Origin of the sequence: Roseibium album (genome assembly GCF_001404515.1) — a bacterium.
Taxonomy (GTDB): Bacteria; Pseudomonadota; Alphaproteobacteria; order Rhizobiales; family Stappiaceae; genus Roseibium; species Roseibium album.
The window spans coordinates 521,505-542,630 of the sequence record NZ_CXWE01000001.1; the positions used below are offsets into that span (position 1 = coordinate 521,505).

The following is a 21,126-nucleotide window of genomic DNA, read 5'->3' on the forward strand; positions in this document are numbered from 1 at the left end:
CATTCTGTCCATTCGTCTTGCGAACAATGAGCGCAAAACAGAATATCGACCGGTTTGCCAAGGGGTAACTGATCAATGTTGGTGAAGTCCTGTTCACATCGTTTCATGAAACAATTGGTTTCAAACGAGCTAAGGTGCGCGGGGAAAGCATGCGAGGAAATGTGAGTTGTCCAACCTGATCGAGCGATTGAGTGCAGGTGCACGCAATACGGCAGAAAGCGGCATTGTCGAAGTGTTCAATGCGGGCTGGCATCACGAAGCTCTGATACCTCTCTGGGCAGGTGAGGGGGATCTGCCGACGCCGGATTTCATCAACCGGGCGGTGAAGGCTTCACTCGACCGGGGGGAAACCTTTTATACCTACCAGCGCGGCATTCCCCAGCTGCGCGAAGCGTTGGCGGCTTATCATCAGGACCTGTATGGCAGGGTGTTTTCTGCTGAAAGGTTCTTCGTCACCGGATCCGGCATGCAGGCGATCCAGCTTGCCGTGCAGGCTGTCGTGGACCCCGGCAGGGAAGTGATTGTTCCGTCTCCGTCATGGCCGAATATTTCTGCTGCAGTGGAAATACATGGAGCCAGACCGGTACCGGTACCGCTCCGCGAGGCAAACGGCGGGTGGAGCTTGCACATGGAGGAAATCGAGGCTGCGATCACACCTCACACCGCCGCACTCTTTTTGAATTCTCCGAGCAATCCGACCGGATGGACTGCATCGGAAGACCTGTTGCGCGCATTTCTGGAAATTGCCCGCAAAAATGGCCTCTGGATCATAGCTGACGAGATCTACGCCCAGTATTTTTATGGGGAGCAACCTCGGTCACCGTCGTTTTACGATATCGCGGATGAAGACGATCAGATCATTTTTGTGAATTCGTTTTCCAAGAACTGGGCAATGACAGGTTGGCGTGTCGGCTGGATCTCCGCACCGCCGATAATCGGTCAGGTTGTCGAAAACCTGATCCAGTACTCTACCTCCGGTGTTCCCGCTTTCATGCAATGGGGAGCCGTTGCGGCGTTGACGGAGGGAGAAGACTTCCTCGCATCACAAATAGAACGTGCGCGCCTTGGAAGGAACGCCGTTTTCGAAGGACTTCAGGAGACCGGTCGCATTGGCGCAAAACCGCCTGACGGCGCGTTTTATCTGTTCTTTTCCATTGATGGCGTTACCGACACGCGCCGATTTGCGCTTGATCTTGTGCGGGAGACCGGTGTCGGTCTGGCACCCGGTTCTGCGTTTGGTCCGGGAGGTGAGAACTTTGTTCGTCTTTGCTACGCCCGCGGGCAGGATCAGCTGGCCGAGGCGGTACGGCGAATTAACGCTTGGCTTCCAGAGATTTAGACATATGTTGGGTTGCTGGTCTACGTGAAACCCCTTAAACCTTGAATGGACGTGATTTCCATTTGGGTGCCGGGATGGCAGACGACAGTGTAATTGATCGCAATGCCGAAACGGCCGCTGTTTCAGAGGCGCGGCTTGCGAGTGTGTTCGATACCGCTGTCGACGGTATCATCGTTATCAATGATCGCGGTCTGGTGCTGGCCTACAACAAAGCTTGTGAGCGATTGTTCGGATACGAGGCAGCAGATCTGCTTGGACGGAACGTCAACAAGATCATGCCTCGGGAATACGCGCAGGCGCATGATCACTACGTTCAAAATTACATTGATACCGGGGAGAAGAAAATCATCGGTATCGGCCGTGAGGTGCAGGCACAGCACAAGGACGGAACGGTTTTTCCGATCGAGTTGTCCGTCGGCGAGGCCGAATCGTCCTATGGGCGCCAGTTCATCGGTATCCTGAGAGATCTTAGATCCCGCAAGCAGATCGAGGATCGGCTGGCCAAGACGCAGGCCCAATTGTTGCACATGACACGGCTCAGCGCACTCGACGAGATGGGCGCAGCAATCGCGCATGAGCTGAATCAGCCGTTGACCGCTGTCCTTTTGTACCTTCAGTCCGTATCGCGGAAAGCGAAGTCGGACGCTTCGATTGATCCGCTTGTGCTGTCTGTAATCGAAAAGGCAGTCCGAGAGGCGGAACGTGCCGGTGAAATCATCCAGCGGATGCGGCAGCTGGTCGAAAAGAAGGCTCCCGAAAGACAGACGGTCGATGTTGCCGAACTGGTAAGATCCTGTCTGGAAATGGCTCAACTCGGTAGTGGTGAAAAGCAGACATTTCTTTCGGCCACGATCGAACCCGACCTACCGCCCCTGCAGGCAGATCCGGTACAGATAAGACAGATCCTGATCAACCTTTTGCGAAACGCCCGCGAAGCGGTTATTGACCAGCCAGACAAGAAAGTCAGCTTGTCGGTGATCATGAACGCAGAGTCCCTTGAGTTCAGGGTAAAGGACAACGGACCTGGTGTCCCTGCCGAACTCATTGATGGACTGTTTCGCGCTTTCACCGGTGCAAAGCACAAGGGTGTTGGACTGGGATTGGCGATCTCGCGATCAATTGCCCAGAATCACGGTGGCGATTTGAAACTTGAATCCACGCCGGACGGCTGTGGCGCATCATTTTTGTTGACGTTGCCGGTTCATCCAAGAGAGGAATCATTGGATGAAAAGCTTTAGCTTTCGCGAAGCGATGGCATAACTGAGGACTGAAAAACAATGGAAGCTGACGCAGAGGCCGTTTACATCGTCGATGATGACCCTGCGGTGCGTGATGCGCTATCCGTCCTGTTCAACATGGAAGGCTATGTTGTTGAAACCTTCTCTGACGGAGACACGTTCATTCAGTCCGCGAGCAAGTCGGTTCCGGCATGCGTCATGCTGGACGTTCATATGCCCGGCAGGTCTGGTATCGAGATCCTCAAGGCATTGAATGCCGAGAATTATCCCGCACCGATATTCATTATCTCCGGCCAGGGCGACATTCCGATGGCTGTTGAGGCAATCCGAAACGGAGCATTCGACTTCATTGAAAAACCCTTCTCCGCGGAAACTGTTCTTGACCGTGTCAAGGAAGCGATCGCGGCGATGAAACAGCGGGAAGACGAAGACAGGTCCCAAACGTTCGAGGGGGCAGACTTGCTCACCCGCAGGGAGCTCGAAGTACTCAAGCAGATCACGGACGGGGCCTCGAACAAGGAAGCTGGCAGGACACTTGGGATAAGCCCGAGGACCGTCGAGGTTCATCGTGCCCGGATCATGGAAAAACTGGGTGCGCGCAACGCGGCGGATCTGGTCAGGATTGTGCTGGGGCATCCAGCAGCCGGTTGAAAGAGCCGATTCGCGAAAAAAGTTCCCGGCCGATCACGCAAGTTTTAGCGACAGACGTATTTCTGCGTACATTCGCAGTAGTACTTTTGACGTAAGTATATGGGGAGTTCTGGCAATGTCGCCGGCTTCCTGGGATTGTTTTGTGTGATTGTTCACATCGTTGAGGATGATGTAGCTGTTGCCGACGCGTTAGCATTTACGCTCGAACATCTGGACCATCGTCCCCGGATATACAAAGATGGCGAAACCTTCCTGGCACAGGCGAACCTGTCCGCCTGCCATTGGGTTATTGTCGATCTGGGACTTCCCGGTGTGAGTGGCGCAGAAATCGTCAAGAAATTGAAGAGCTTGGCGATACCTCCGAAAATCATTGCGATCTCGGGAAAGTCACGGGTCAAGATCCTGCGGCAAATGCGGGAAATGCAGGACCTGACCATTTTGCGCAAGCCATTGTCCATCGACATGCTGACATCCGCATTGATTTGACGCGTTTGGCAAACACCTGCGCTCACTCCGACTAATACTTTCGTTGCCTGCGTCCAATCGGCTCATATGTAGTTCCTCTTACGCAGTCGACCGAATTCCTTCAATGGATTCCAAGCTTTAGTGTAGCCCCTGCAAGTTGCGAGACGTCGGACGGGACGCCTCGGCAACAAGGGGCGGTGCTTGTTTGGTTCGTATTGGCCGGTTTCGGGATCGGCGACCAGGAACAAGGACTGCCATTGCAGGCCAGGCCGCGCAGATGCGCGCAAAGGAGGGAAAATGGCGTATTTGGAAGCAAGTGTTATTGACCACGGTGCTGTCGCACGGCCCACAGGCAGAACACCATGCAGTCCCGCAAAATCAAATCTCTCCGATTTTGGTGGCAAATCGACGGCATATGAAACCCATGCCGTTGTTTACTATGAAGGCGACCCCGCAAAACGGCTTTACGAACTGGTTCGCGGTTCGATCATGCTCTATAAACTGTTGCCGGATGGGCGTCGTCAGGTCGTGGAAGTACTGCGTCCGGGCGACATTTTCGGGCTGGCAAGCACCGACGAAAACGATTGCACCGCTGAAACGCTGACCAGCTCGATCGTGCAGGAAATTGACCTCAGGCAGGTCGAGCGATCTCAGGAACTGCAAAGTATCCTGACGAAAAGCCTGACCAGCCAGATGCACGTTCTGCATGAACATGCGGTTCTTCTTGGACGTAAATCGGCCGTCGAGCGGGTTGCCAGCTTTCTGATGCACTTGGTTCCCGATCGTGGTGGTCTGGGATGTGCAGGTCCCGAAGACGAAGAAAATGACGGCTTCGACTTGCAATTGCACATGACGCGCCAGGAAATCGCCGACTATCTGGGATTGACGATTGAAACCGTCAGCCGGGTTGTCTCCGATCTGAAGCGGCGCGGTGTCATAAGAGTGGACAAGGCTGACAAGATTCACCTCAACAAGGTCTGCAGCCTCTGCCAGATGACAGGCATTCACTGAGCAGACATCAGGAACGATCTGAAAAAGGCCGCGATCATGTCGCGGCTTTTTTTTTGGTTCAACTGGATACTTTTCCTGCTGACGATAGAAATCGTTTCTTAGCCATGTCTCCAGTTTCATTTGAACAGCCACCAATTGGCGGAGATCTGCGGAAGAATCTTAACAGTTGAAACTGCATATGAGTCTCTGGTTTCACAGGGATCGGACGCGATCGTGATGCAGATCAACTCACTACGTTTTGTGCAGGCGTCGGCACCCGACGGCGATGCGGACAAGCAATATTCAGTCCTGGCGAATGAGGAAGAATTCGTTCGCTGCGATCTTTCCAGGAGAACGATCGCCAAGCCGATTGCTCTGGTCAATCTGATGGACAAATCAACGCGAACATTGTCGCCTGAAAAGAAATTTCTCAACAAACGCTGGCATCTCACCGAGAGCGAAGACCGTGAAAGCGGTATGGTCGTGGCAGATGGCGCAAGTGCGTGGCTTGCATGCGACGCCTCCGCCAACGAACTCTTCCGTGTGGTTGATCCCCGCAAATGGACAGCAAAAACCGTCGAAACCGCACTTGGCTCCTGGGCTGACAGTTATGCTGTTGTGTCACGGGATCGCTGTGTTGGTGTGGTGAGACGGGCCTTGCGGCCCGGCGAGGAAGAACCCGGCACAAGGCTGCAAAAGCTGAGAGGCCTGTTGAAACCTCGCGACTGGAAACTCGAACTCGATGAGCCGGTCTCCAGTGAGGCGGCGCATCTGATGATTGCGTCCATATTGCTTTTGGTCGAAATCACGGTTCGCGGCGCACGCGCAGGTTAACGGCGGCCCTGAGCTTTGCTATACGGCGGCCGAGTGTCTTGCCTTGCCGGTCGCCTGGCTTTCGGCCAGATAGGCATCAAATGCTGCAGCTGCAAGGCGCACATACGGTCGGCCGGTCTCTGTGACGCTTACCCTCACATTGTCATTTGCGCCGAAGTCCAGCGCGACCATTCCATCCCTGATCAGGTCCTGCAAGGTGTCCAGTGCGGTCTCTAGATCCCGCAGTGACAGACCGTATCTCTCGCAGACCGGTGCGAGATCACAGGCATAGTTGGTCATAAGCTCTTCAATGATCCGGCCGCGCATCCTGTCGTCTGCCGAAAGGGCGAGGCCCTTGGAAACGGGCAACTCGCCTGCCAGTATGCTGCGGCGCCAGTTGCCGACGTCCGGCATGTTCTGGATGAAGCCCCTGGACATTTTCCCGATAGATGACACACCGAAGCCGACAAGCTGTTCACCCTGGTCAGTCGTGTACCCCTGGAAGTTACGCTTCAACGAGCCATCGGCGAGCGCAATCGCCATGCTGTCGTCGGCGCGCGCGAAATGGTCGAGACCGATTGCGACATACCCTGCATTCAGTAGCTCGGCCCTTGCCAGATCCGCAAGTTCAAGGCGCTGGGCGGCAGAAGGCAGGGCGGTCTCGTCTATCAGTCGCTGATGCTTCCGCATCCAGGGGACATGTGCATACCCAAAAAGCGCGATCCGTCCCGGTGCCAGCGAGAGCGTCTTGTCGACCGTGTCGAGAATGGTGTCACGCGACTGACCGGGCAGGCCATACATCAGGTCGAAATTGAGTGCATTTAAACCCGCTGACCGAAGGAACCTTGTTGCCTTTGCCACGATTTCATATGGCTGAACCCGGCCTATGGCCTTTTGCACGTCTGGGTCGAAGTCCTGCACACCCAGGCTGGAACGATTGATACCCACCTGTGCAAGTGTCTCAGCCAGGTCTTCCGTCACCAGTCTCGGATCAAGTTCGATCGCGTGTTCCAGGTCGGGCGACAGATCGAACCGGTCCCGCAACAGATCCGTCAGATCGATGAGACTTTGACGCGGCAACAGGCTTGGCGTGCCGCCACCCCAATGGATGTGCCGTACCGGACCAGCTTCTTTCAAGTGTTCGCTTACCAGTCCGATTTCCTGCCCGAGAGTCGCCGCATAGGTCTTTAGTGGCGCATCCTGACGGGTTGCCTTGGTGTGGCAGCCGCAATAGTGGCAAAGTTCCCGGCAATATGGCACATGCAGGTAAAGCGAGAGGCTATCGTCCCGGGAGATCGCGCCGAGCCAGTCTGCATAGGTTTCAGCCGTGACACCATCGTGGAAATGCGGTGCTGTCGGGTAACTTGTGTAGCGCGGCACATTGCGCAGCGCGTAGGAGAGCGGATCGTGAGTCATGGCGGCATAATTCATTCAAGTGCCGACTGGAACCTTGATATCGCTCAAGTCCGGCTTCTGGATTTGGAGAATTTTGGTGATCGACGGGTGGGAAACAGCTCAAGGACAGGCCCGGACGCCGCGCTGCCGGCTCCATGGGGCACCGGACAACGCAAATCTGGTTGTCCGCATGGTGTTGGAGGAACTGGGAGCGGAATATGACTTTGTCCACGTAGATCGCGTTGCATCGGAGCAGAAATCGGAGACCTACCGGCAACTGAACCCGCAGGGGCTGATACCGGTACTGGAATGGCCCGGACAGGATGCCCCCGTGTTCGAGACCGGAGCTATCGTGCTGATGCTTGTCGATCATCATCGCCGGCTCGCGCCTGTGCAAGAGGCACCTGAGCGCGGACGTTTCCTGAAGTGGCTTTTTTTCCTGTCCAACACGTTGCACGCCGACCTGCGCATATCATTCAAGCCGCATCGCTATTTTCCTGCCAAAGACCAGTCTGGCGTTTTCGCTGCGGCGCTGAGAAAGCGCATCGATTCCGGTTTTCAGCTTCTGGAACGCGAGCTTGTTGCAAAGGAAGGCCCGTTCCTTCTTGGTCCGGATCCGGGTTGCCTTGATTTCTATGCCGCCGCCTGTGCACGCTGGGCCCAGATTTATGGTAATTGTGGGCGATGGGACCTGGGCAGTTCACCCGGGCTGCGGCGCGTTTTCGAGCGCCTTGAGTGCCGGCCTGCCGTCAAAAGGGCGTGCGAGATGGAATTGATTGCAGGTGCCCCTTTTACAAGGCCGGTTCCGGTTACTCTCGCACGGGAACAAAAGCATTATGTTGATCGATACAATCAACCATGACGACAACGATCAACCATAGTAGGTCATGACGACAATCCCGGATCAACCCAGACGGATTTCATGAATTCTGCGTTCTTCAACTCAACCCTGACCCGATTGCCCGTGACGATTCTGCTTGCGGCATTGGGGGGAGGGACGTTCTATCTGATGGGCTTGCCGGCAGCTTGGTTGTCAGGCGCAATGGTTTTTGTCGCCGCCGCCACACTGGCAGGCGTTCCAACGATCATGCCGGACCCGCTTCGAGACGCACTGTTTGTCGGCATCGGCGTCTCCATGGGAGCAGGTGTTCGCCCGGATGTGGTGGAACGCATCGGCGACTGGCCGATATCCATGGCCCTGTTGCTCGTTGTCGTTGTCTGCGTCACGCTTGCCGGATATGCCGTGCTGCATTTTGGTGCCAAATGGTCAAAGGAAACAGCCTTTTTCGGCGCAATTCCGGGGACGCTCTCCTATGTGATCGCCTTGGCTACCGATCGTGGTGCCGATCTCCCCCGTATTGCGTCCAGTCAGTCACTCAGGCTTTTCGTTCTGGTTGCGATCCTGCCTTTCGCGGTGGTGTCGACCAGCGGTACGCTCGAAGGCGAAACCGGCTTGCTGCAAGTCTCCAGCTGGTTTGAAATCATGATCGGCCTGCCCCTCTGTCTTCTTGCAAGCCTGATCGCGCTGAAGCTGAACGTGCCGGGCGGACTTATGACGGGTGCCTTTTTCATGAGCGCCGGCCTGAATGCATCGGGCGCCTGGACACTTATTTTGCCCGACTACATGGTCTTGCCTTGTTTCGTCTTGATGGGGGCCATGATCGGGTGCCGTTTCGGAAGCATGACTTTCCGGCAGTTCGTCAGCGTTCTTGGCGCGTCCGTTGCTGCGTTCAGCGCTGCATTCCTGATGTCCATTCTGGGAGCGCTGGCCATATCGTCGCTGGTGGATATCCCGTTCGGTCAGGCGCTATTGGCCTATGCGCCGGGCGGTCTTGAGGTCATGACCCTCCTGGCATTCATGCTGGATCTTGATCCGGCCTTCGTCGCCGCGCACCAGATTGCCAGGTTTACCGGCATGGTTTTGCTGTTGCCGTTGATTACCGGACTGGTATTCGGGCGGGCAAAGCCTCGGTCATAGCGGCGATGTGATCCGGATATGGGCGCTGAAATGAAATTCGGGGCGCCGGGTGTTTCACCGGCGCCCCGAAGATTGCGTGGACATGGGCTCAGGCAGCTGCCTGCAGGTTCATTTGCTCAAGCAGCATTTTGAGTTCCGATATATGATCCAGGTTCAGCGGGAACTGCAGGGTGGTGGAATTGTCTTCAACCATTGCAACGCGGGCTTTGATTGTCATCGAAAGCTCTTCGCATGCAAACACGACCGGAGTGCCGGGAGCCAGGTTGAGCTTGGTGTTGACCGTGCAGTAGGCGGACGAGATTTTCGTTGTGGTGGCATTGATGAGCCTGCCATCGATTTCCAGTGTCGCCGCCCAGTCTACCTCGTAGATCCGATAGGTTTCGTCGTCACCGCGGCTACCGATCGCGTCGAGGAAGGTTTCAACTTCGTCGCCCAGAAGCACCGCCTCGTCATAGACCACTGAACTTCCATCCTGAACCAGCTTGGACGAACTTGCGGTGTCCTCGGAGTTCTGTCTCATGACGGAAACACTGTCGCGCACACGTGTTGCGCTGCTGGAGACCGTTTCCATGCTCCGCGCGATTTCCGACGTTGCGCTTTCCTGCTGTGTGACCGAAGAGGCAATGCTGGTCGCGACGTCGTTGATCTCGCGCACGGTGCCATAAATCTCGCCTATGGAGTGTTCAGCGCTTTGGGCAGTCCGCTGGACAGCACCCACCTGGTTGCTGATCTCACCGGTTGCCCGTGCGGTCTGCGCGGCGAGTTCCTTGACTTCCGAGGCGACCACCGCAAAGCCCTTGCCGGCTTCCCCGGCTCTCGCGGCCTCGATTGTGGCGTTCAGGGCCAGGAGATTTGTCTGGTCGGCTATTTCGCGGATCAGGTCGACAACGCTGGTGATCTGGTCAGACGCAGTCACAAGCTCGGTGAAATTGGCCTTGGTTTCTTCCACCCGGCCGGAGGCACGTGCGGCAATCTCTGCTGAATGATCCGCGTTCCGCCGGATTTCCTGAATGGAGGAAATCAGTTCTTCCGCGGCGGAGGATACGGTTGCCACCATCGAAGAAGTGTCGCTTGCTTCCTTGTCGAGTACTGTTGCCTGGGACGTCGAGTTTTCCGACGTTTCGGTCAGTGTGACGGCTGTCTCGGACATTTCGGTCGAGGAATCTGACATCCGTTTGAATATGCCGCGAATGGTATTTCCGAAAATGCCGATCATCTGGTCCAGTTCGTCGCGGCGACGGTTGGTCGTTTCGCGGTTTCTTTCCTGCTCTTCGCGCATCTTCTGGCGTTCGACCAGTCCGTCGCGGAACACGATGACCGATTGGGTCATCTCCGCGATTTCATCCTTGCCCTTGGCTTCCGGGATCAGTGTGTCGAGCCGGTTGTGCGACAGGTCGCTCATGGTTTTTGAAAGTCCGTTGATCGGACGGCTGATCATCCGGCCAAGAAGGATGGCAGCGGCAAGGCCGATGACAAACCCGATCGCGGTTCCACCAAGCGAAAACATGATCGATTCGGCGGTCTGGGCGTGCACCTGTTCCTCAAGCTTATGCTCTGCGTTGATCGCGAATTCCTTGATGATATCGAGGTCTTTCGCGATGATTTTCGCCTCTGAGAACATCACATCATTTTCCAGATGCGTGATGTCCTTTTCCAGAACACGAAATTCCTCAAGGGCGCTCACGTAGACGTCGATCTGATGCAGGGCGTCGTTGACAAGCTTTTTGTCTTCGCCATCCAGCTTTGCCATCGCATCGCTGGTCAGGTCTTTTTTGACCCGCTCGACTTCCTTGAGCGCATAGTCAAGTTCGCTTTCCAGTCCCGAGTAGACGAAGCGGTTGGCATGGTCCCTGGCGATCAGCAGGTGGATCATTGCATCCGTGACGAGTTCAAGCGTTTCTGCCGGCTTGCCGTTCTTGGAATCCTGTTCCTGCTTGTGTTTGAACACGGTGACGATTTCGTATTGAAGTTTGTCACCGGCCGCGTGCAGGCTGTTGTCGACGATGTCGTGCTGCAATTCGCGTTCATGTGCGAGTTTCTTGAAGTTTCCCCAATAGATCTCGACATGCTTCCTGGCATCCTCGAGACGCTCGATTTCTTCCGGCACGTGCAGTTTCTTGATCTTGTCCGAAATCTGCTGAACGACCTTCGTGTGCGCCGCATCGACCTGCTGAAGATTTTCCTCGGTCGAATTCGCGACGAACTCAATCGCCTTGATCTCCATGTCGGAAAAAGACTGCGTGATGTCGGTGGCAGCGGCCAGAGCGTTGCCGTGCTCGGTAAACTCGGTGAATTCGTGATCCAGCGTACGGAACATCAGGGCTGACTTTCCGCCAAGGAACGCAAGGATCAGCAGCAAAACACCGAACGCGAGCAGAAGTTTCTGCGTTATCCGCATATTAAAAAACCAGGCCACGATTTTCCCCTCCGAAAGCGTGGATGAATTGGTGATCAGTTCGAGGTGAGTGAGCTCACGGTCTCGATCAGGACTTCATTGGTGAAAGGCTTTTTCAGAACTGCATCGGCGCGGGACGCCGAAAGGCTCAAGGCGTCTTGCGCCGCAATGCCCGACCCGCCGCCGGACATTGCAACTACCTTGGGTCCGCTTCCACCGGACTTGAGCGCGAAAACGACATCTGTTCCGTCAGATGCCGGCATCATGATATCGGTGATAATCAGGTCGAACTGCCTTTTGGCTGCGATTTCCAACCCCTTGTTGCCGTCGTCGGTCTCGACAACATCATGCCCTGCCTTGCGAAGTGTCGCTGCAATGGCATGCCGGACTGGCTGCATATCGTCAATCAGTAGAATCTGACACATTGGTCTGTCTCTCCCAGATCTACCGAAATACAACCCTACGTAATATTCGGTATATCTATAATAAACATACAACCAAATCCGTCGCCGTTAGGTTGTATCAGGCCGTCTTCAACTATAATTTGTCCATCAACTTTATTAATAATTTGCAAAGCGACAGGCAGCCCTAAGCCGGAGCTGTTTTTACTGTGGCTTTTTGAGTAAAATGGAGAAAATACTTTTTCTCTGAGTGAAGGTGGGATGCCGGGGCCATTGTCGGAAATCGAAATTTTCACTCTTGAACTGTCGTGTTCTGCGACTTCTATACGTATTTTCCCTGAATGCTTGGTCGCCTGGGACGCATTTGTAATGATATTGATTAATACTTGTGCGAACAGTGTTTCATTGATTGGAACATTCAGTTCCCCTGAGATGTTTCTGAAACTAGTTTCAATGGTGATGGTCGGTGGAAGCATCAGTCGAACCAGATCGACTGCTCGAATCAGTCCGGCAGGCAGTGTCGTGACATCGGAGCTGTCCTGGAAACTGCCGCGTGACAGGCCAAGCAGATTGTCCGACAGGTCGGCGGCCTGGTTTGCACTATAGTGTGCCATTTCCAGGTCCTTGCGGATGCCCGGATCCTCGATGTCGGGCAAGTGCAGGGAGATCAGGCTCGTGACCGGGTGCAGCAGGTTGTTGAGCTGGTGGGCCAATGCACCTGACGCCGTTCCTAGCGCTTCCAGGCGGTTCTGTCCGATATTCCGTTCGGCCTGTAGCCGTTCCTCGGTAATGTCGCGCTGGATGCCGAGATACGCCGACAATTGGCCGGACTTGTCGAAGATCGGCGCCATACGCAGGGAATTTATGAAAGGCTCACCGGATTTCCTGTAGTTCAGCAACACGACGTCAACAGGTTGCCGAGCCTCGATTGCCTGCCTGATTTTGGCGACATCATCCCTGTCCGTATCTTCGCCCTGCAGGAAACGGCAGTTGCGACCCAGCACCTCGTCTGCGCTGTATCCTGTCGTTTTTGTGAATGACGGATTGACGTAAGTGAGAGGCAGGTCCGGAAGTCTGGCGTCCGAGACGCTGACAGTGTCTGGTGACCCTTCAAGCAGTGACTTCAACAAGTCGGGCGAGCTATCGGCAATTCTTTCCAGAGCCGCATATCCCTGGTCCAGTCGCTTCTGCATGTCTGTTTCCCCCCAAGCACTCAAAGGCACGCCAACAGGAGGGTAGGCAGAGAAACGGAAAAACGGAAGACTGCAGATTCAGGTTCGAACGAAGTGCAGTTCGCCGAACTGTTTCCGCCAGTCCGAGACACGGCTTGCCATGGCTTCAGGATCGTTTGACCGCAAGGCTTCGGCGATAAGGCGTGCAAGCTCCGGCATGTCGGTTTCAGTCATGCCCCAGCGGACCAGTTCCGGTGTACCGAACCGCAGTCCGTTCATGTCCCCGTCGACAGGCGGTACGGGAAGGCCGATGCCGCACGCCAGGAAGCCGGCCTTGCGAAGCTTCTTCGACGCTGCCTGTCCACCGCCCAGCGAAGCCGCTTCCAGGGCAAACTGGTGTGATCCGGTAAAGCCCAGCCTGGTAGAAAAGACCGGCAGACCTTCTTCAGAAAGGGCTGTTGCAAGGGCTTTTGCCGTTGCGGCCATCATTTGCGCGTAGGCAGGTCCAAAGTCGCGCCAATCCAGAAGCGATACAGCCAGCGCAGCAGATTTGGCAGCATCGAAATTCGCCGTCAGTCCGGGAAAGGCGATCCCGTCGAGCCTTCTGGACAATTCCTGGTCGTTGGTGACAAGTAGCCCGCCTGCCGGCCCGCCAAGGCTCTTGTAGGTGCTCATGGTCATGAGATGCGCACCTTCCGCCAGCGGATCGGCGAAGACGCCACCTGCAATCATGCCGCACTGATGGGCCGCATCGAACAGGACATAGGCGCCAATCTCGTCTGCAATCGCCCTGATCTGCGTTACCGGATGCGGAAACAGGTTGAGGCTCATGCCGATCGTGATGAGCTTTGGGCGCAGCTCCAGGGCCTGGGCCCGCAAGCCCTCCAGATCGATCGTGTATCCGTCCGGATCAACCGGAGCTTCGTGAATTTCGAGCCCGTAAAGGCCGGCGCAACCCGGACCATGATGCGTCACATGCCCTCCGACGGAGGCGGGAGGAGCGATGATCACGTCGCCGGGTTTTGTGGTCGCCATAAAGGCGTAGAGATTGGCGATAGCACCGGATGCGACCCGGATTTCCGCATATGTCGCGCTGAAAATTTCACAGGCAAGCTCGGCGGCAATCACCTCAATCTCTTCAATCGCCTCCAGGCCCATTTCATATTTGTCGCCCGGATAGCCGAGCGACGGGCGTGATCCGATGCCGCTGGCCAAAAGTGCCTCGGCCTTCGGGTTCATGACATTGGTCGCGGGATTCAGGTTGAAACAGTCCCGCTCATGGACCTTGCGGTTTTCTGCAACCAGCTGGTCGACGCGACCGGCAACCTGAGCTGAAGTCAGGGGACGGGTGCTCCTGGTTATTCCGTCGATACGCGAGGCGACGTTTTGCGGCAACCATGGCCGGAGTTCGTGTGCAGACATTCAGGTTTCTCCAATCCGAATTGCAATCAGAGTGGACCCGGGCTTGCACATTCGCAAATCAGATTTTAGAAAAACAAGGGCCAGAAAAAATAGGTCAAAAGATGCCTGTATCACCCCCGACACCTCGAATTCCGTCGCTCAATGCCCTTCGTGCCTTCGAAGCGGCCGCGCGGCTTGGCGGATTTGCGCTGGCAGCCGAAGAACTCGGAGTGACCCCGGGTGCGGTTGCCGCACAAATCAAGTCGCTGGAAGAGGAGATCGGTGCCAGCCTGTTCGTCCGCAGTACCCGAGGTGTGACGCTTACACCGATTGGGCAAAGAGCACTGCCGGCATTCGTGGAGGTTTTCGATTCTCTGGGCCAGGCGGTGCGCGACCTCAGGCAGGATGCCACGCCCCACAAGGTGCACATTGCCGCACTGCCTGCCCTGGCGCAGCTCTGGCTCGCACCGCGACTTCCGATGCTGCGAGAAAGACTGCCTGACGTCGATGTGTCAGTGACTGCCATGGAAACGCCGCCAAACCTCAAACGGGTGCCGTTCGATCTTTGCCTGTTTTACACAAACACCACCCCCCCGGGAGGAGTACAGCTGGGAAGTGAAGAAATCCTGCCGGTCTGCGTTCCCGAACTGGCGCGCAAACTCACGCGGCCGGAAGACCTGAAAACTGTTTCCTGCCTGACTGATATTGCATGGGCCGATGACTGGAAGCTGTGGGCGCAAAGAGTGATGCCGGAAGCCGACTTCAGTCCCGACGGTCCGGTCTTTTCACTTTATTCGGTTGCACTCCAGGAGGCGTTGAGCGGGGCAGGTGTTCTCATGGCACACAAGTCCCTCGTTTTGCATCATCTCCGGAAGGGAGAGTTGGTGGCCCCATTCAAGACACAGGTGCCGCTCACAGGGAGAATTACAATGTGGATTTTGCCAAGCAGGCATCACATTAAAATTCTCAGCGATGTCGTTGAAAGCCTGAAGCAATCTGGTTCGGTATTTTGACCATGAGCCGTGTTGGGCTTTTGGACGGCGGGGATGTTTTCATGCAATGCCGGACGCGAGTGCGAGTACGCAGTTCTACGATTGCGACACTCTGCCTGTGGCGTGCGACATTGTGCGGGCAACTTTCACATCTTTGAATGCAGTAAGACCGCTCTTGATATGAATCAACGCGGCTCACAGGGAGTCGTGCGCATGGTCGTGCCATCGTTGGCACCTTGCATGGATTCTAATAAACTGGGGCGCTGAAATGGCACATAAAAAGACCGGTTTGGTCTCGCTCGAGGAGGGTGGTTTCGCCATCTTCCTTGTGCTGCTTGCATTCGTCTGCATCATCGTAGCAGGCAAGACCTTTGATCAGGTCATGGCTTTTCACGCTGGCATCGGCGCGCTTTTCGCCGCGGTCAGCGTCTTTCTGATCTTCAAGAACTTCTTTGACGATGGCGGGGAACCTTTCCCGGCCGAAATCGACGGAAAACCGAACTACAATATGGGGCCGGTCAAATTCGGTGCGGTCGCCGCCATGTTCTGGGGGCTTGCCGGGTTCACGGTCGGTCTCATAATCGCGCTTCAGCTGGCCTGGCCGGCATTGAATTTCGATCTTCCCTGGACCAACTTCGGCCGGCTGCGTCCCCTGCACACATCGGCGGTGATTTTTGCATTCGGCGGTAACGTCTTGCTGGCGACGTCCATGTATGTCGTTCAAAGGACGTGCCGTGTGCGCATGCCGGGCAAGATCCTGCCCTGGTTCGTGATCCTGGGGTACAACGTTTTCATCGTCCTCGCGGGTACCGGGTATCTGCTCGGTGTCACCCAGAGCAAGGAATACGCGGAACCTGAATGGTACGCCGATCTCTGGCTGACCATCGTCTGGGTCTTCTACCTGCTGTTGTTCCTGGGGACGCTTTGGAAACGCAAGGAACCGCACATCTATGTGGCGAACTGGTTCTATCTGGCTTTTATCGTCACGATCGCCATGCTGCACATCATCAACAACCTGACGGTCCCGGTCTCGATCTATTCGACCAAGTCCTACATCGTCTGGGCGGGTGTCCAGGATGCGATGGTGCAGTGGTGGTACGGTCACAATGCGGTGGGCTTCTTCCTGACCGCTGGCTTTCTTGCCATCATGTACTACTTCATCCCGAAGCGAGCTGATCGTCCGGTCTATTCCTACCGCCTTTCGATTATTCACTTCTGGGCGCTGATCTTCCTGTACATCTGGGCTGGTCCGCACCACCTCCACTACACGGCGTTGCCGCAATGGGCATCGACGCTGGGGGCGACATTCTCCATCATCCTCTGGATGCCGTCATGGGGTGGCATGATCAATGGCCTGATGACGCTGTCGGGTGCCTGGGACAAGCTGAGAACCGATCCGGTTCTGCGCATGATGGTCGTATCGGTTGCCTTCTACGGCATGTCGACCTTCGAAGGTCCACTGATGAGTTTGCGTTCGGTCAACTCCCTGTCGCACTACACCGACTGGACCATTGGCCACGTACATTCCGGCGCTCTTGGCTGGGTTGGCTACATCTCCTTCGGTGCGCTCTACTGCCTGATCCCCTGGCTGTGGAACAAGAAGCAGCTTTATTCCCTGAAGCTCGTTGACTGGCACTTCTGGCTGTCGACGATCGGCATCGTGCTCTACATCACCGCGATGTGGGTGTCCGGTATCATGCAGGGTCTGATGTGGCGTGCCTACGACAGCCTCGGCTTCCTGGAATATTCCTTCGTCGAAACAGTGGAAGCGATGCATCCCTTCTACATCATCCGTGCTCTCGGAGGCGCACTGTTCGTGCTTGGTGCCGTGATCATGGCTTACAATCTCTGGATGACCGTCCGTCATGGCGAGGCTGAGGAAGCCGAAGCCACGCCGGTTGGCTCCCTGGCTCCGGCCGAATAAGGGAGGACAACAATGTCACTTTGGAAAAAACACGAAGTCTTCGAAAAGAACTCCTTCGTTCTGCTGGTCGGTATCCTGGTCGTGGTCGCCATTGGCGGCCTGGTCGAGATTGCCCCGCTCTTCTATCTGAAGAGCACAATCGAGAAGACTGAGGGAATGCGGCCTTATACGCCGCTGGAACTCACGGGTCGCGACATCTATGTCCGTGAAGGCTGCTACCTGTGTCACTCGCAAATGATCCGCCCGATGCGCGATGAGCTCGCGCGTTACGGCAACTACTCTCTGGCTGCGGAAAGCATGTATGACCATCCGTTCCAATGGGGGTCCAAGCGGACAGGACCGGACCTTGCACGGGTCGGCGGCAAGTATTCCGATGCCTGGCACGTCGAGCACCTGGTCGACCCGCGCTCACTGGTTCCCGCATCCATCATGCCCGGATATCCGTTTCTTGCGGAAAACAGGCTGAACACGCGGGACATCCAGTCCGCTCTGACAGTCAACACCATTGTCGGCGTGCCCTACACGGATGAACAGGTCGAAAATGCCAGGACCGATCTCCTCGGGCAGGCAATGCCGGACTCCGATGCTGCCTATGCCTTCGAAGAGCGTTGGCCCAGTGCAACTGTCCGCGACTTTGACGGCAATCCGAAGGAAGTCACCGAGATGGACGCACTGGTCGCCTATCTTCAGGTGCTGGGCACCATGGTCGACTTCTCCATCTACGACGACAAGGCAAACTCGAGGTAAGGGCGATGAACGAAACGTATAACGCTTTTGCAAGCTTCGCACAGACCTGGGGCCTGGTCTATTTCGTGGTCCTGTTCGGCATCGTCCTGGCCTATGCGTTGTGGCCAAAGAACGCCAAAAAATTCGACGACGCGGCCCAGATCCCGTTCCGGGAGGATTGAACCATGGCAGATACACAAAACAAGGAAGTCGACCAAATCTCCGGGGTCGAGACGACCGGCCATGAATGGGATGGTCTTAAGGAACTGAACAATCCCTTGCCGAGATGGTGGCTGTACCTCTTCTACGTCACCATCGTATGGGCCGTAATCTACTGGGTGCTTTATCCCGCATGGCCCCTGGTCAACGGGTACACACACGGCATCCTGGGCTCGAACCAGCGCCAGGAAGCAGTTGCTGCCTACGAAAAGGGGATCGCGGAGCAGTCCGAGTTTGCAGACAAGATCGTGGCAACTGCACTTGAGGACATATCCAAGGATCAGGAGCTGTTGCAGTTTGCGCTGGCCAGCGGACAGGCTGCGTTTGGTGACAACTGCTCACCTTGCCATGGCTCGGGTGGCACGGGTGCGGAAGGGTATCCCAACCTCCAGGACGATACCTGGATCTGGGGTGGAACGCTGGATGACATCCACACCACGCTTCTCCATGGCATTCGCTCGGAAAGTGAAGACACGCGCTTCGGCGATATGCCGGCTTTCGGTAGCGATGAATTGCTGAGCAGGGACGAAATAAACCAGGTTTCCAACTTCGTCGCCTCCCGTGCCGGTGTCGAAACCGATGACGGTGTGGACCTGGCTGCCGGGCAAACCCTCTATGAGGACAATTGTGCCGCCTGCCACGGCGACAATCTGGAAGGCCTGCAGGAAGTCGGAGCGCCGAGCCTGATGTCTGCGAATTACCTTTACGGAAAGACGCTCGATGACATCAAGAGGCAGGTAGCCACCCCGCGCAACGGTGTGATGCCGGGATGGGTTGACCGCCTTGACCCGGCAACCGTCAAGTCACTTACCGTATACGTCCACTCCTTTGGCGGTGGTCAGTAACAAGATGGTGAGGAGACGGCAAATGCGCCGGGTCGCCTGAAGCATTTGATCCGGCGCAAAGTGTGACGCTTTGCGCCGGATTATTTTCAAGCAATGCTGATATTGATCGGCGATGAGAACGGGATGAGGGTCCCGTTCCGATTGAAGCAGGATCCTATTGGGGCAGGATCGCGACAAAGAGGACGGACGGTATGTCTGCGGACACCGATACGCATGAGGACGAGCACTCCGAAGAGTGGTTTGCGTCAGCCAAGAAAATCTACCCCATGGCAACCCACGGCCTGTTCCGCAGGATCAAGTGGGCGTTGCTGTTCATCACGCTTGGCATTTACTATTTCCTGCCGTTTGTACGCTACGACCGCGGTCCGGAAGCTCCCGGACAGGCAGTCCTGGTCGATATGGAAAAGGCCCGGGGTTATTTCTTCTTCATCGAGATCTGGCCGCAGGAAGTCTATTACCTCACCGGGCTTTTGATCATCGCGGCTGTTGCACTTTTTCTGATGAACGCCGTCGCCGGCCGGATCTGGTGCGGCTACCTGTGTCCCCAGACTGTTTGGACGGACCTATTTCTGTGGGTCGAGAGGCAGGTGGAAGGGGATCGGCGCGAACGCATTGCTCTCGACAAGGATCCCTGGACTTTCGGCAAGGTGAGCAAGCGCGCTACCAAACACTTCCTGTGGCTCATGATCGCCTGGTGGACCGGCGGGGCCTGGGTCCTCTATTTCAACGACGCGCCGACGCTGGTCTGGCAACTGCTCACGTTTCAGGCGCCGATGATCGCCTATATCTGGATCGCGATCCTGACGACAACGACTTACCTGCTCGCAGGGTTCATGCGCGAACAGGTCTGCATCTACATGTGTCCGTGGCCACGCATACAGGCTGCCCTTACCGATGAAAAAGCGCTTAATGTTACCTATCGCTGGGACAGAGGCGAGCCACGCGGATCTTTGAAACAGAACAAGAAGCTTGCGGCGGAAGGTTTGCCCGCAGGCGATTGTATCGACTGTTTCCAGTGTTTTCAGGTTTGTCCGACCGGCGTCGACATCCGTAAGGGGATGCAGCTTGACTGCATCCAATGCGGTCTGTGTATCGATGCCTGCGACAACATCATGACCAAGGTCGGCAAGCCCACGGGCCTGATCGGCTATGATACCGACGAGAACATCGAGCGACGGATCGAAGGCAAGGAGCCGGTCTACGAGATCGTCAGGGTCAGGACCGTGGTCTATGCCGTGATTATCGCTCTCGTGGGCGCAATCATGCTGTTTGCGCTGCTCAACCGGGATTTTGCCGATATCAGCGTGCTTCACGACCGCAATCCGGTTTTCGTTGAGCAATCCGACGGTTCGGTGCGCAATGGCTACACCGTGCGTCTGTCCAACAAACGGCGCCATACCAGGGCATTCATGCTCCATGTCGAAGGCATGCCCACGAACACGCAGGTTGAGGCCGTCGGCGCGGATTCCAATTTTGCCGGTCGTCCGATTATCGAGGTCGGCCCCGACACAACACGTGAAGTGCGTGTTCTTGTAAGTTCGCCGCCCTGGGAGAAGATGCCGCATTCAACGCCGGTGACGTTCCGCATCACCGAAAGCGTGATGGGTGAGGTCGTAACCGCACAAGATACTTTCAAAGCGCCAGACAAGCCTTGAGGAGTAAACAATGACAATGGTTCAGTCGAACATGAAAGACCCCAAGGCGATTACCGGCAAAACCGTTTTGATCTGGCTGCTGGGGTTCTTCGGGGTGATTTTCGCAGCCAATGCCGTGTTCATCTACCTCGCGCTCGGGTCTTTCCCGGGCGTGGTGGTGGAGAGTTCCTATGAAGCCGGCCAGGGCTACAACCAGGAACTGGCGGCGGCGAAAGCTCAGGAACAGTTGAACTGGCAGGTTTCGAGCGAAGTCGTTCGGTCAACCGACGACACCTGGAAACTGGTCGTACACGCAGCAGATGCCGAAGCGACCCCGCTTTACGGCATCGACATCAATGTCCTCTTGAGGCGCCCGGCCCAGGAAATGGCAGACGTGGAAGCGAACCTGCGTGCGGATGGCGGCGGGCGCTATGTGGCCGATCTGGAACATCTACCCGCCGGCAACTGGACGCTTGTCCTGGAGATCGAGCAGGACGGAAACCGCAAATTCAAGTCTGAAAACCGCATATTCCTGAAGGACTGAGGCA

The 21,126-nt window shown here is 56.1% G+C and carries 20 protein-coding genes; 15 read left to right on the forward strand and 5 right to left on the reverse strand.

All coding sequences use genetic code 11. The annotated features are described in order from the left end of the window. The first annotated feature begins 166 nt into the window (after positions 1 to 166). The 6 genes from LA5095_RS02370 to LA5095_RS02395 all read left to right on the forward strand — a co-directional run bounded on the left by LA5095_RS02370 (position 167) and on the right by LA5095_RS02395 (position 5,517). Complete coding sequence (locus LA5095_RS02370) at positions 167 to 1,339, forward strand: pyridoxal phosphate-dependent aminotransferase (protein WP_055111595.1); 1,173 nt, start codon at positions 167 to 169, stop codon at positions 1,337 to 1,339. A 74-nt stretch (positions 1,340 to 1,413) separates the two neighbouring features. Continuing rightward, on the forward strand, positions 1,414 to 2,577 hold the full coding sequence (locus LA5095_RS02375; RefSeq protein ID WP_055111597.1) for a two-component system sensor histidine kinase NtrB: 1,164 nt from the start codon (positions 1,414 to 1,416) through the stop codon (positions 2,575 to 2,577). Between the two features lie 39 nt (positions 2,578 to 2,616). After that, positions 2,617 to 3,228: a response regulator transcription factor gene (locus tag LA5095_RS02380; protein WP_055111598.1), complete on the forward strand. Its 612-nt coding sequence runs from the start codon at positions 2,617 to 2,619 to the stop codon at positions 3,226 to 3,228. A gap of 99 nt (positions 3,229 to 3,327) precedes the next feature. Continuing rightward, entirely contained in the window at positions 3,328 to 3,714 is a 387-nt protein-coding gene (locus LA5095_RS02385; RefSeq protein ID WP_208992524.1) for a response regulator, read from the forward strand. Between the two features lie 276 nt (positions 3,715 to 3,990). Continuing rightward, on the forward strand, positions 3,991 to 4,704 hold the full coding sequence (locus LA5095_RS02390) for a helix-turn-helix domain-containing protein (RefSeq protein WP_055111600.1): 714 nt from the start codon (positions 3,991 to 3,993) through the stop codon (positions 4,702 to 4,704). A 213-nt stretch (positions 4,705 to 4,917) separates the two neighbouring features. After that, the gene (locus LA5095_RS02395; protein ID WP_144436093.1) at positions 4,918 to 5,517 is read left to right on the forward strand and encodes a hypothetical protein; all 600 of its coding nucleotides are present in this window, start codon (positions 4,918 to 4,920) and stop codon (positions 5,515 to 5,517) included. An 18-nt stretch (positions 5,518 to 5,535) separates the two neighbouring features. Here LA5095_RS02395 and hemN read toward each other — a convergent pair whose 3' ends face one another. Continuing rightward, positions 5,536 to 6,912 (reverse strand): oxygen-independent coproporphyrinogen III oxidase, encoded by a 1,377-nt coding sequence (gene hemN, locus LA5095_RS02400; RefSeq protein WP_055112664.1) that lies wholly within the window; start codon positions 6,910 to 6,912, stop codon positions 5,536 to 5,538. A gap of 76 nt (positions 6,913 to 6,988) precedes the next feature. Between hemN and LA5095_RS02405 the strand changes: the two genes are divergently transcribed. Together LA5095_RS02405 and LA5095_RS02410 are read left to right on the forward strand one after the other, a co-directional pair. Further along, positions 6,989 to 7,753 carry a glutathione S-transferase family protein gene (locus LA5095_RS02405; RefSeq protein ID WP_144436092.1) on the forward strand — a complete coding sequence of 255 codons (765 nt, stop codon included), beginning with the start codon at positions 6,989 to 6,991 and terminating at the stop codon, positions 7,751 to 7,753. Positions 7,754 to 7,813: 60 nt separating this feature from the next. Next, positions 7,814 to 8,869, forward strand: a complete 1,056-nt coding sequence (locus LA5095_RS02410) for an AbrB family transcriptional regulator (protein WP_055111606.1) — start codon at positions 7,814 to 7,816, stop codon at positions 8,867 to 8,869. A gap of 88 nt (positions 8,870 to 8,957) precedes the next feature. Here the strand turns inward: LA5095_RS02410 and LA5095_RS02415 are convergent, their stop codons facing one another. From LA5095_RS02415 to glyA, 4 genes are all read right to left on the reverse strand, one after another. Next, entirely contained in the window at positions 8,958 to 11,285 is a 2,328-nt protein-coding gene (locus LA5095_RS02415) for a methyl-accepting chemotaxis protein (protein WP_144436091.1), read from the reverse strand. Between the two features lie 35 nt (positions 11,286 to 11,320). After that, entirely contained in the window at positions 11,321 to 11,689 is a 369-nt protein-coding gene (locus tag LA5095_RS02420; protein WP_029063991.1) for a response regulator, read from the reverse strand. 35 nt (positions 11,690 to 11,724) lie between these two features. Next, positions 11,725 to 12,858 (reverse strand): PAS domain-containing protein, encoded by a 1,134-nt coding sequence (locus LA5095_RS02425; protein WP_055111610.1) that lies wholly within the window; start codon positions 12,856 to 12,858, stop codon positions 11,725 to 11,727. A gap of 78 nt (positions 12,859 to 12,936) precedes the next feature. Further along, entirely contained in the window at positions 12,937 to 14,259 is a 1,323-nt protein-coding gene (gene glyA / locus LA5095_RS02430; protein WP_055111612.1) for a serine hydroxymethyltransferase, read from the reverse strand. A 101-nt stretch (positions 14,260 to 14,360) separates the two neighbouring features. Here glyA and LA5095_RS02435 point away from each other — a divergent pair, with 101 nt between their 5' ends. The 7 genes from LA5095_RS02435 (at position 14,361) to LA5095_RS02465 (ending at position 21,122) form a co-directional block, all read left to right on the forward strand. Further along, positions 14,361 to 15,251 carry a LysR family transcriptional regulator gene (locus tag LA5095_RS02435; protein ID WP_055111614.1) on the forward strand — a complete coding sequence of 297 codons (891 nt, stop codon included), beginning with the start codon at positions 14,361 to 14,363 and terminating at the stop codon, positions 15,249 to 15,251. A 247-nt stretch (positions 15,252 to 15,498) separates the two neighbouring features. Then, the gene (ccoN, locus tag LA5095_RS02440; protein ID WP_055111617.1) at positions 15,499 to 17,154 is read left to right on the forward strand and encodes a cytochrome-c oxidase, cbb3-type subunit I; all 1,656 of its coding nucleotides are present in this window, start codon (positions 15,499 to 15,501) and stop codon (positions 17,152 to 17,154) included. Between the two features lie 12 nt (positions 17,155 to 17,166). After that, positions 17,167 to 17,901, forward strand: coding sequence for a cytochrome-c oxidase, cbb3-type subunit II (gene ccoO, locus LA5095_RS02445; protein WP_055111619.1), 735 nt, complete (start codon positions 17,167 to 17,169; stop codon positions 17,899 to 17,901). Between the two features lie 5 nt (positions 17,902 to 17,906). After that, entirely contained in the window at positions 17,907 to 18,062 is a 156-nt protein-coding gene (locus LA5095_RS02450) for a cbb3-type cytochrome c oxidase subunit 3 (RefSeq protein ID WP_029063999.1), read from the forward strand. A 3-nt stretch (positions 18,063 to 18,065) separates the two neighbouring features. After that, entirely contained in the window at positions 18,066 to 18,944 is an 879-nt protein-coding gene (gene ccoP / locus LA5095_RS02455) for a cytochrome-c oxidase, cbb3-type subunit III (RefSeq protein WP_055111621.1), read from the forward strand. A gap of 191 nt (positions 18,945 to 19,135) precedes the next feature. Continuing rightward, a complete protein-coding gene (ccoG, locus tag LA5095_RS02460) occupies positions 19,136 to 20,599 on the forward strand; it encodes a cytochrome c oxidase accessory protein CcoG (protein ID WP_055111623.1) in 1,464 nt (487 codons plus the stop codon). 10 nt (positions 20,600 to 20,609) lie between these two features. Continuing rightward, a complete protein-coding gene (locus LA5095_RS02465; RefSeq protein WP_055111625.1) occupies positions 20,610 to 21,122 on the forward strand; it encodes a FixH family protein in 513 nt (170 codons plus the stop codon). Positions 21,123 to 21,126 lie beyond the last annotated feature (4 nt).

Excerpts from the sequence above, each read along its gene's own strand:
- LA5095_RS02375 (WP_055111597.1), top strand. The coding sequence starts at position 1,414 with ATGGCAGACGACAGTGTAATTGATCGCAATGCCGAAACGGCCGCTGTT.
- LA5095_RS02380 (WP_055111598.1), top strand. The coding sequence starts at position 2,617 with ATGGAAGCTGACGCAGAGGCCGTTTACATCGTCGATGATGACCCTGCG.
- LA5095_RS02385 (WP_208992524.1), top strand. The coding sequence starts at position 3,328 with ATGGGGAGTTCTGGCAATGTCGCCGGCTTCCTGGGATTGTTTTGTGTG.
- LA5095_RS02390 (WP_055111600.1), top strand. The coding sequence starts at position 3,991 with ATGGCGTATTTGGAAGCAAGTGTTATTGACCACGGTGCTGTCGCACGG.
- hemN (WP_055112664.1), bottom strand. The coding sequence starts at position 6,912 with ATGACTCACGATCCGCTCTCCTACGCGCTGCGCAATGTGCCGCGCTAC.
- LA5095_RS02410 (WP_055111606.1), top strand. The coding sequence starts at position 7,814 with ATGAATTCTGCGTTCTTCAACTCAACCCTGACCCGATTGCCCGTGACG.
- LA5095_RS02420 (WP_029063991.1), bottom strand. The coding sequence starts at position 11,689 with ATGTGTCAGATTCTACTGATTGACGATATGCAGCCAGTCCGGCATGCC.
- LA5095_RS02425 (WP_055111610.1), bottom strand. The coding sequence starts at position 12,858 with ATGCAGAAGCGACTGGACCAGGGATATGCGGCTCTGGAAAGAATTGCC.
- glyA (WP_055111612.1), bottom strand. The coding sequence starts at position 14,259 with ATGTCTGCACACGAACTCCGGCCATGGTTGCCGCAAAACGTCGCCTCG.
- LA5095_RS02435 (WP_055111614.1), top strand. The coding sequence starts at position 14,361 with ATGCCTGTATCACCCCCGACACCTCGAATTCCGTCGCTCAATGCCCTT.
- ccoN (WP_055111617.1), top strand. The coding sequence starts at position 15,499 with ATGGCACATAAAAAGACCGGTTTGGTCTCGCTCGAGGAGGGTGGTTTC.
- ccoO (WP_055111619.1), top strand. The coding sequence starts at position 17,167 with ATGTCACTTTGGAAAAAACACGAAGTCTTCGAAAAGAACTCCTTCGTT.
- LA5095_RS02450 (WP_029063999.1), top strand. The coding sequence starts at position 17,907 with ATGAACGAAACGTATAACGCTTTTGCAAGCTTCGCACAGACCTGGGGC.
- ccoP (WP_055111621.1), top strand. The coding sequence starts at position 18,066 with ATGGCAGATACACAAAACAAGGAAGTCGACCAAATCTCCGGGGTCGAG.
- ccoG (WP_055111623.1), top strand. The coding sequence starts at position 19,136 with ATGTCTGCGGACACCGATACGCATGAGGACGAGCACTCCGAAGAGTGG.
- LA5095_RS02465 (WP_055111625.1), top strand. The coding sequence starts at position 20,610 with ATGACAATGGTTCAGTCGAACATGAAAGACCCCAAGGCGATTACCGGC.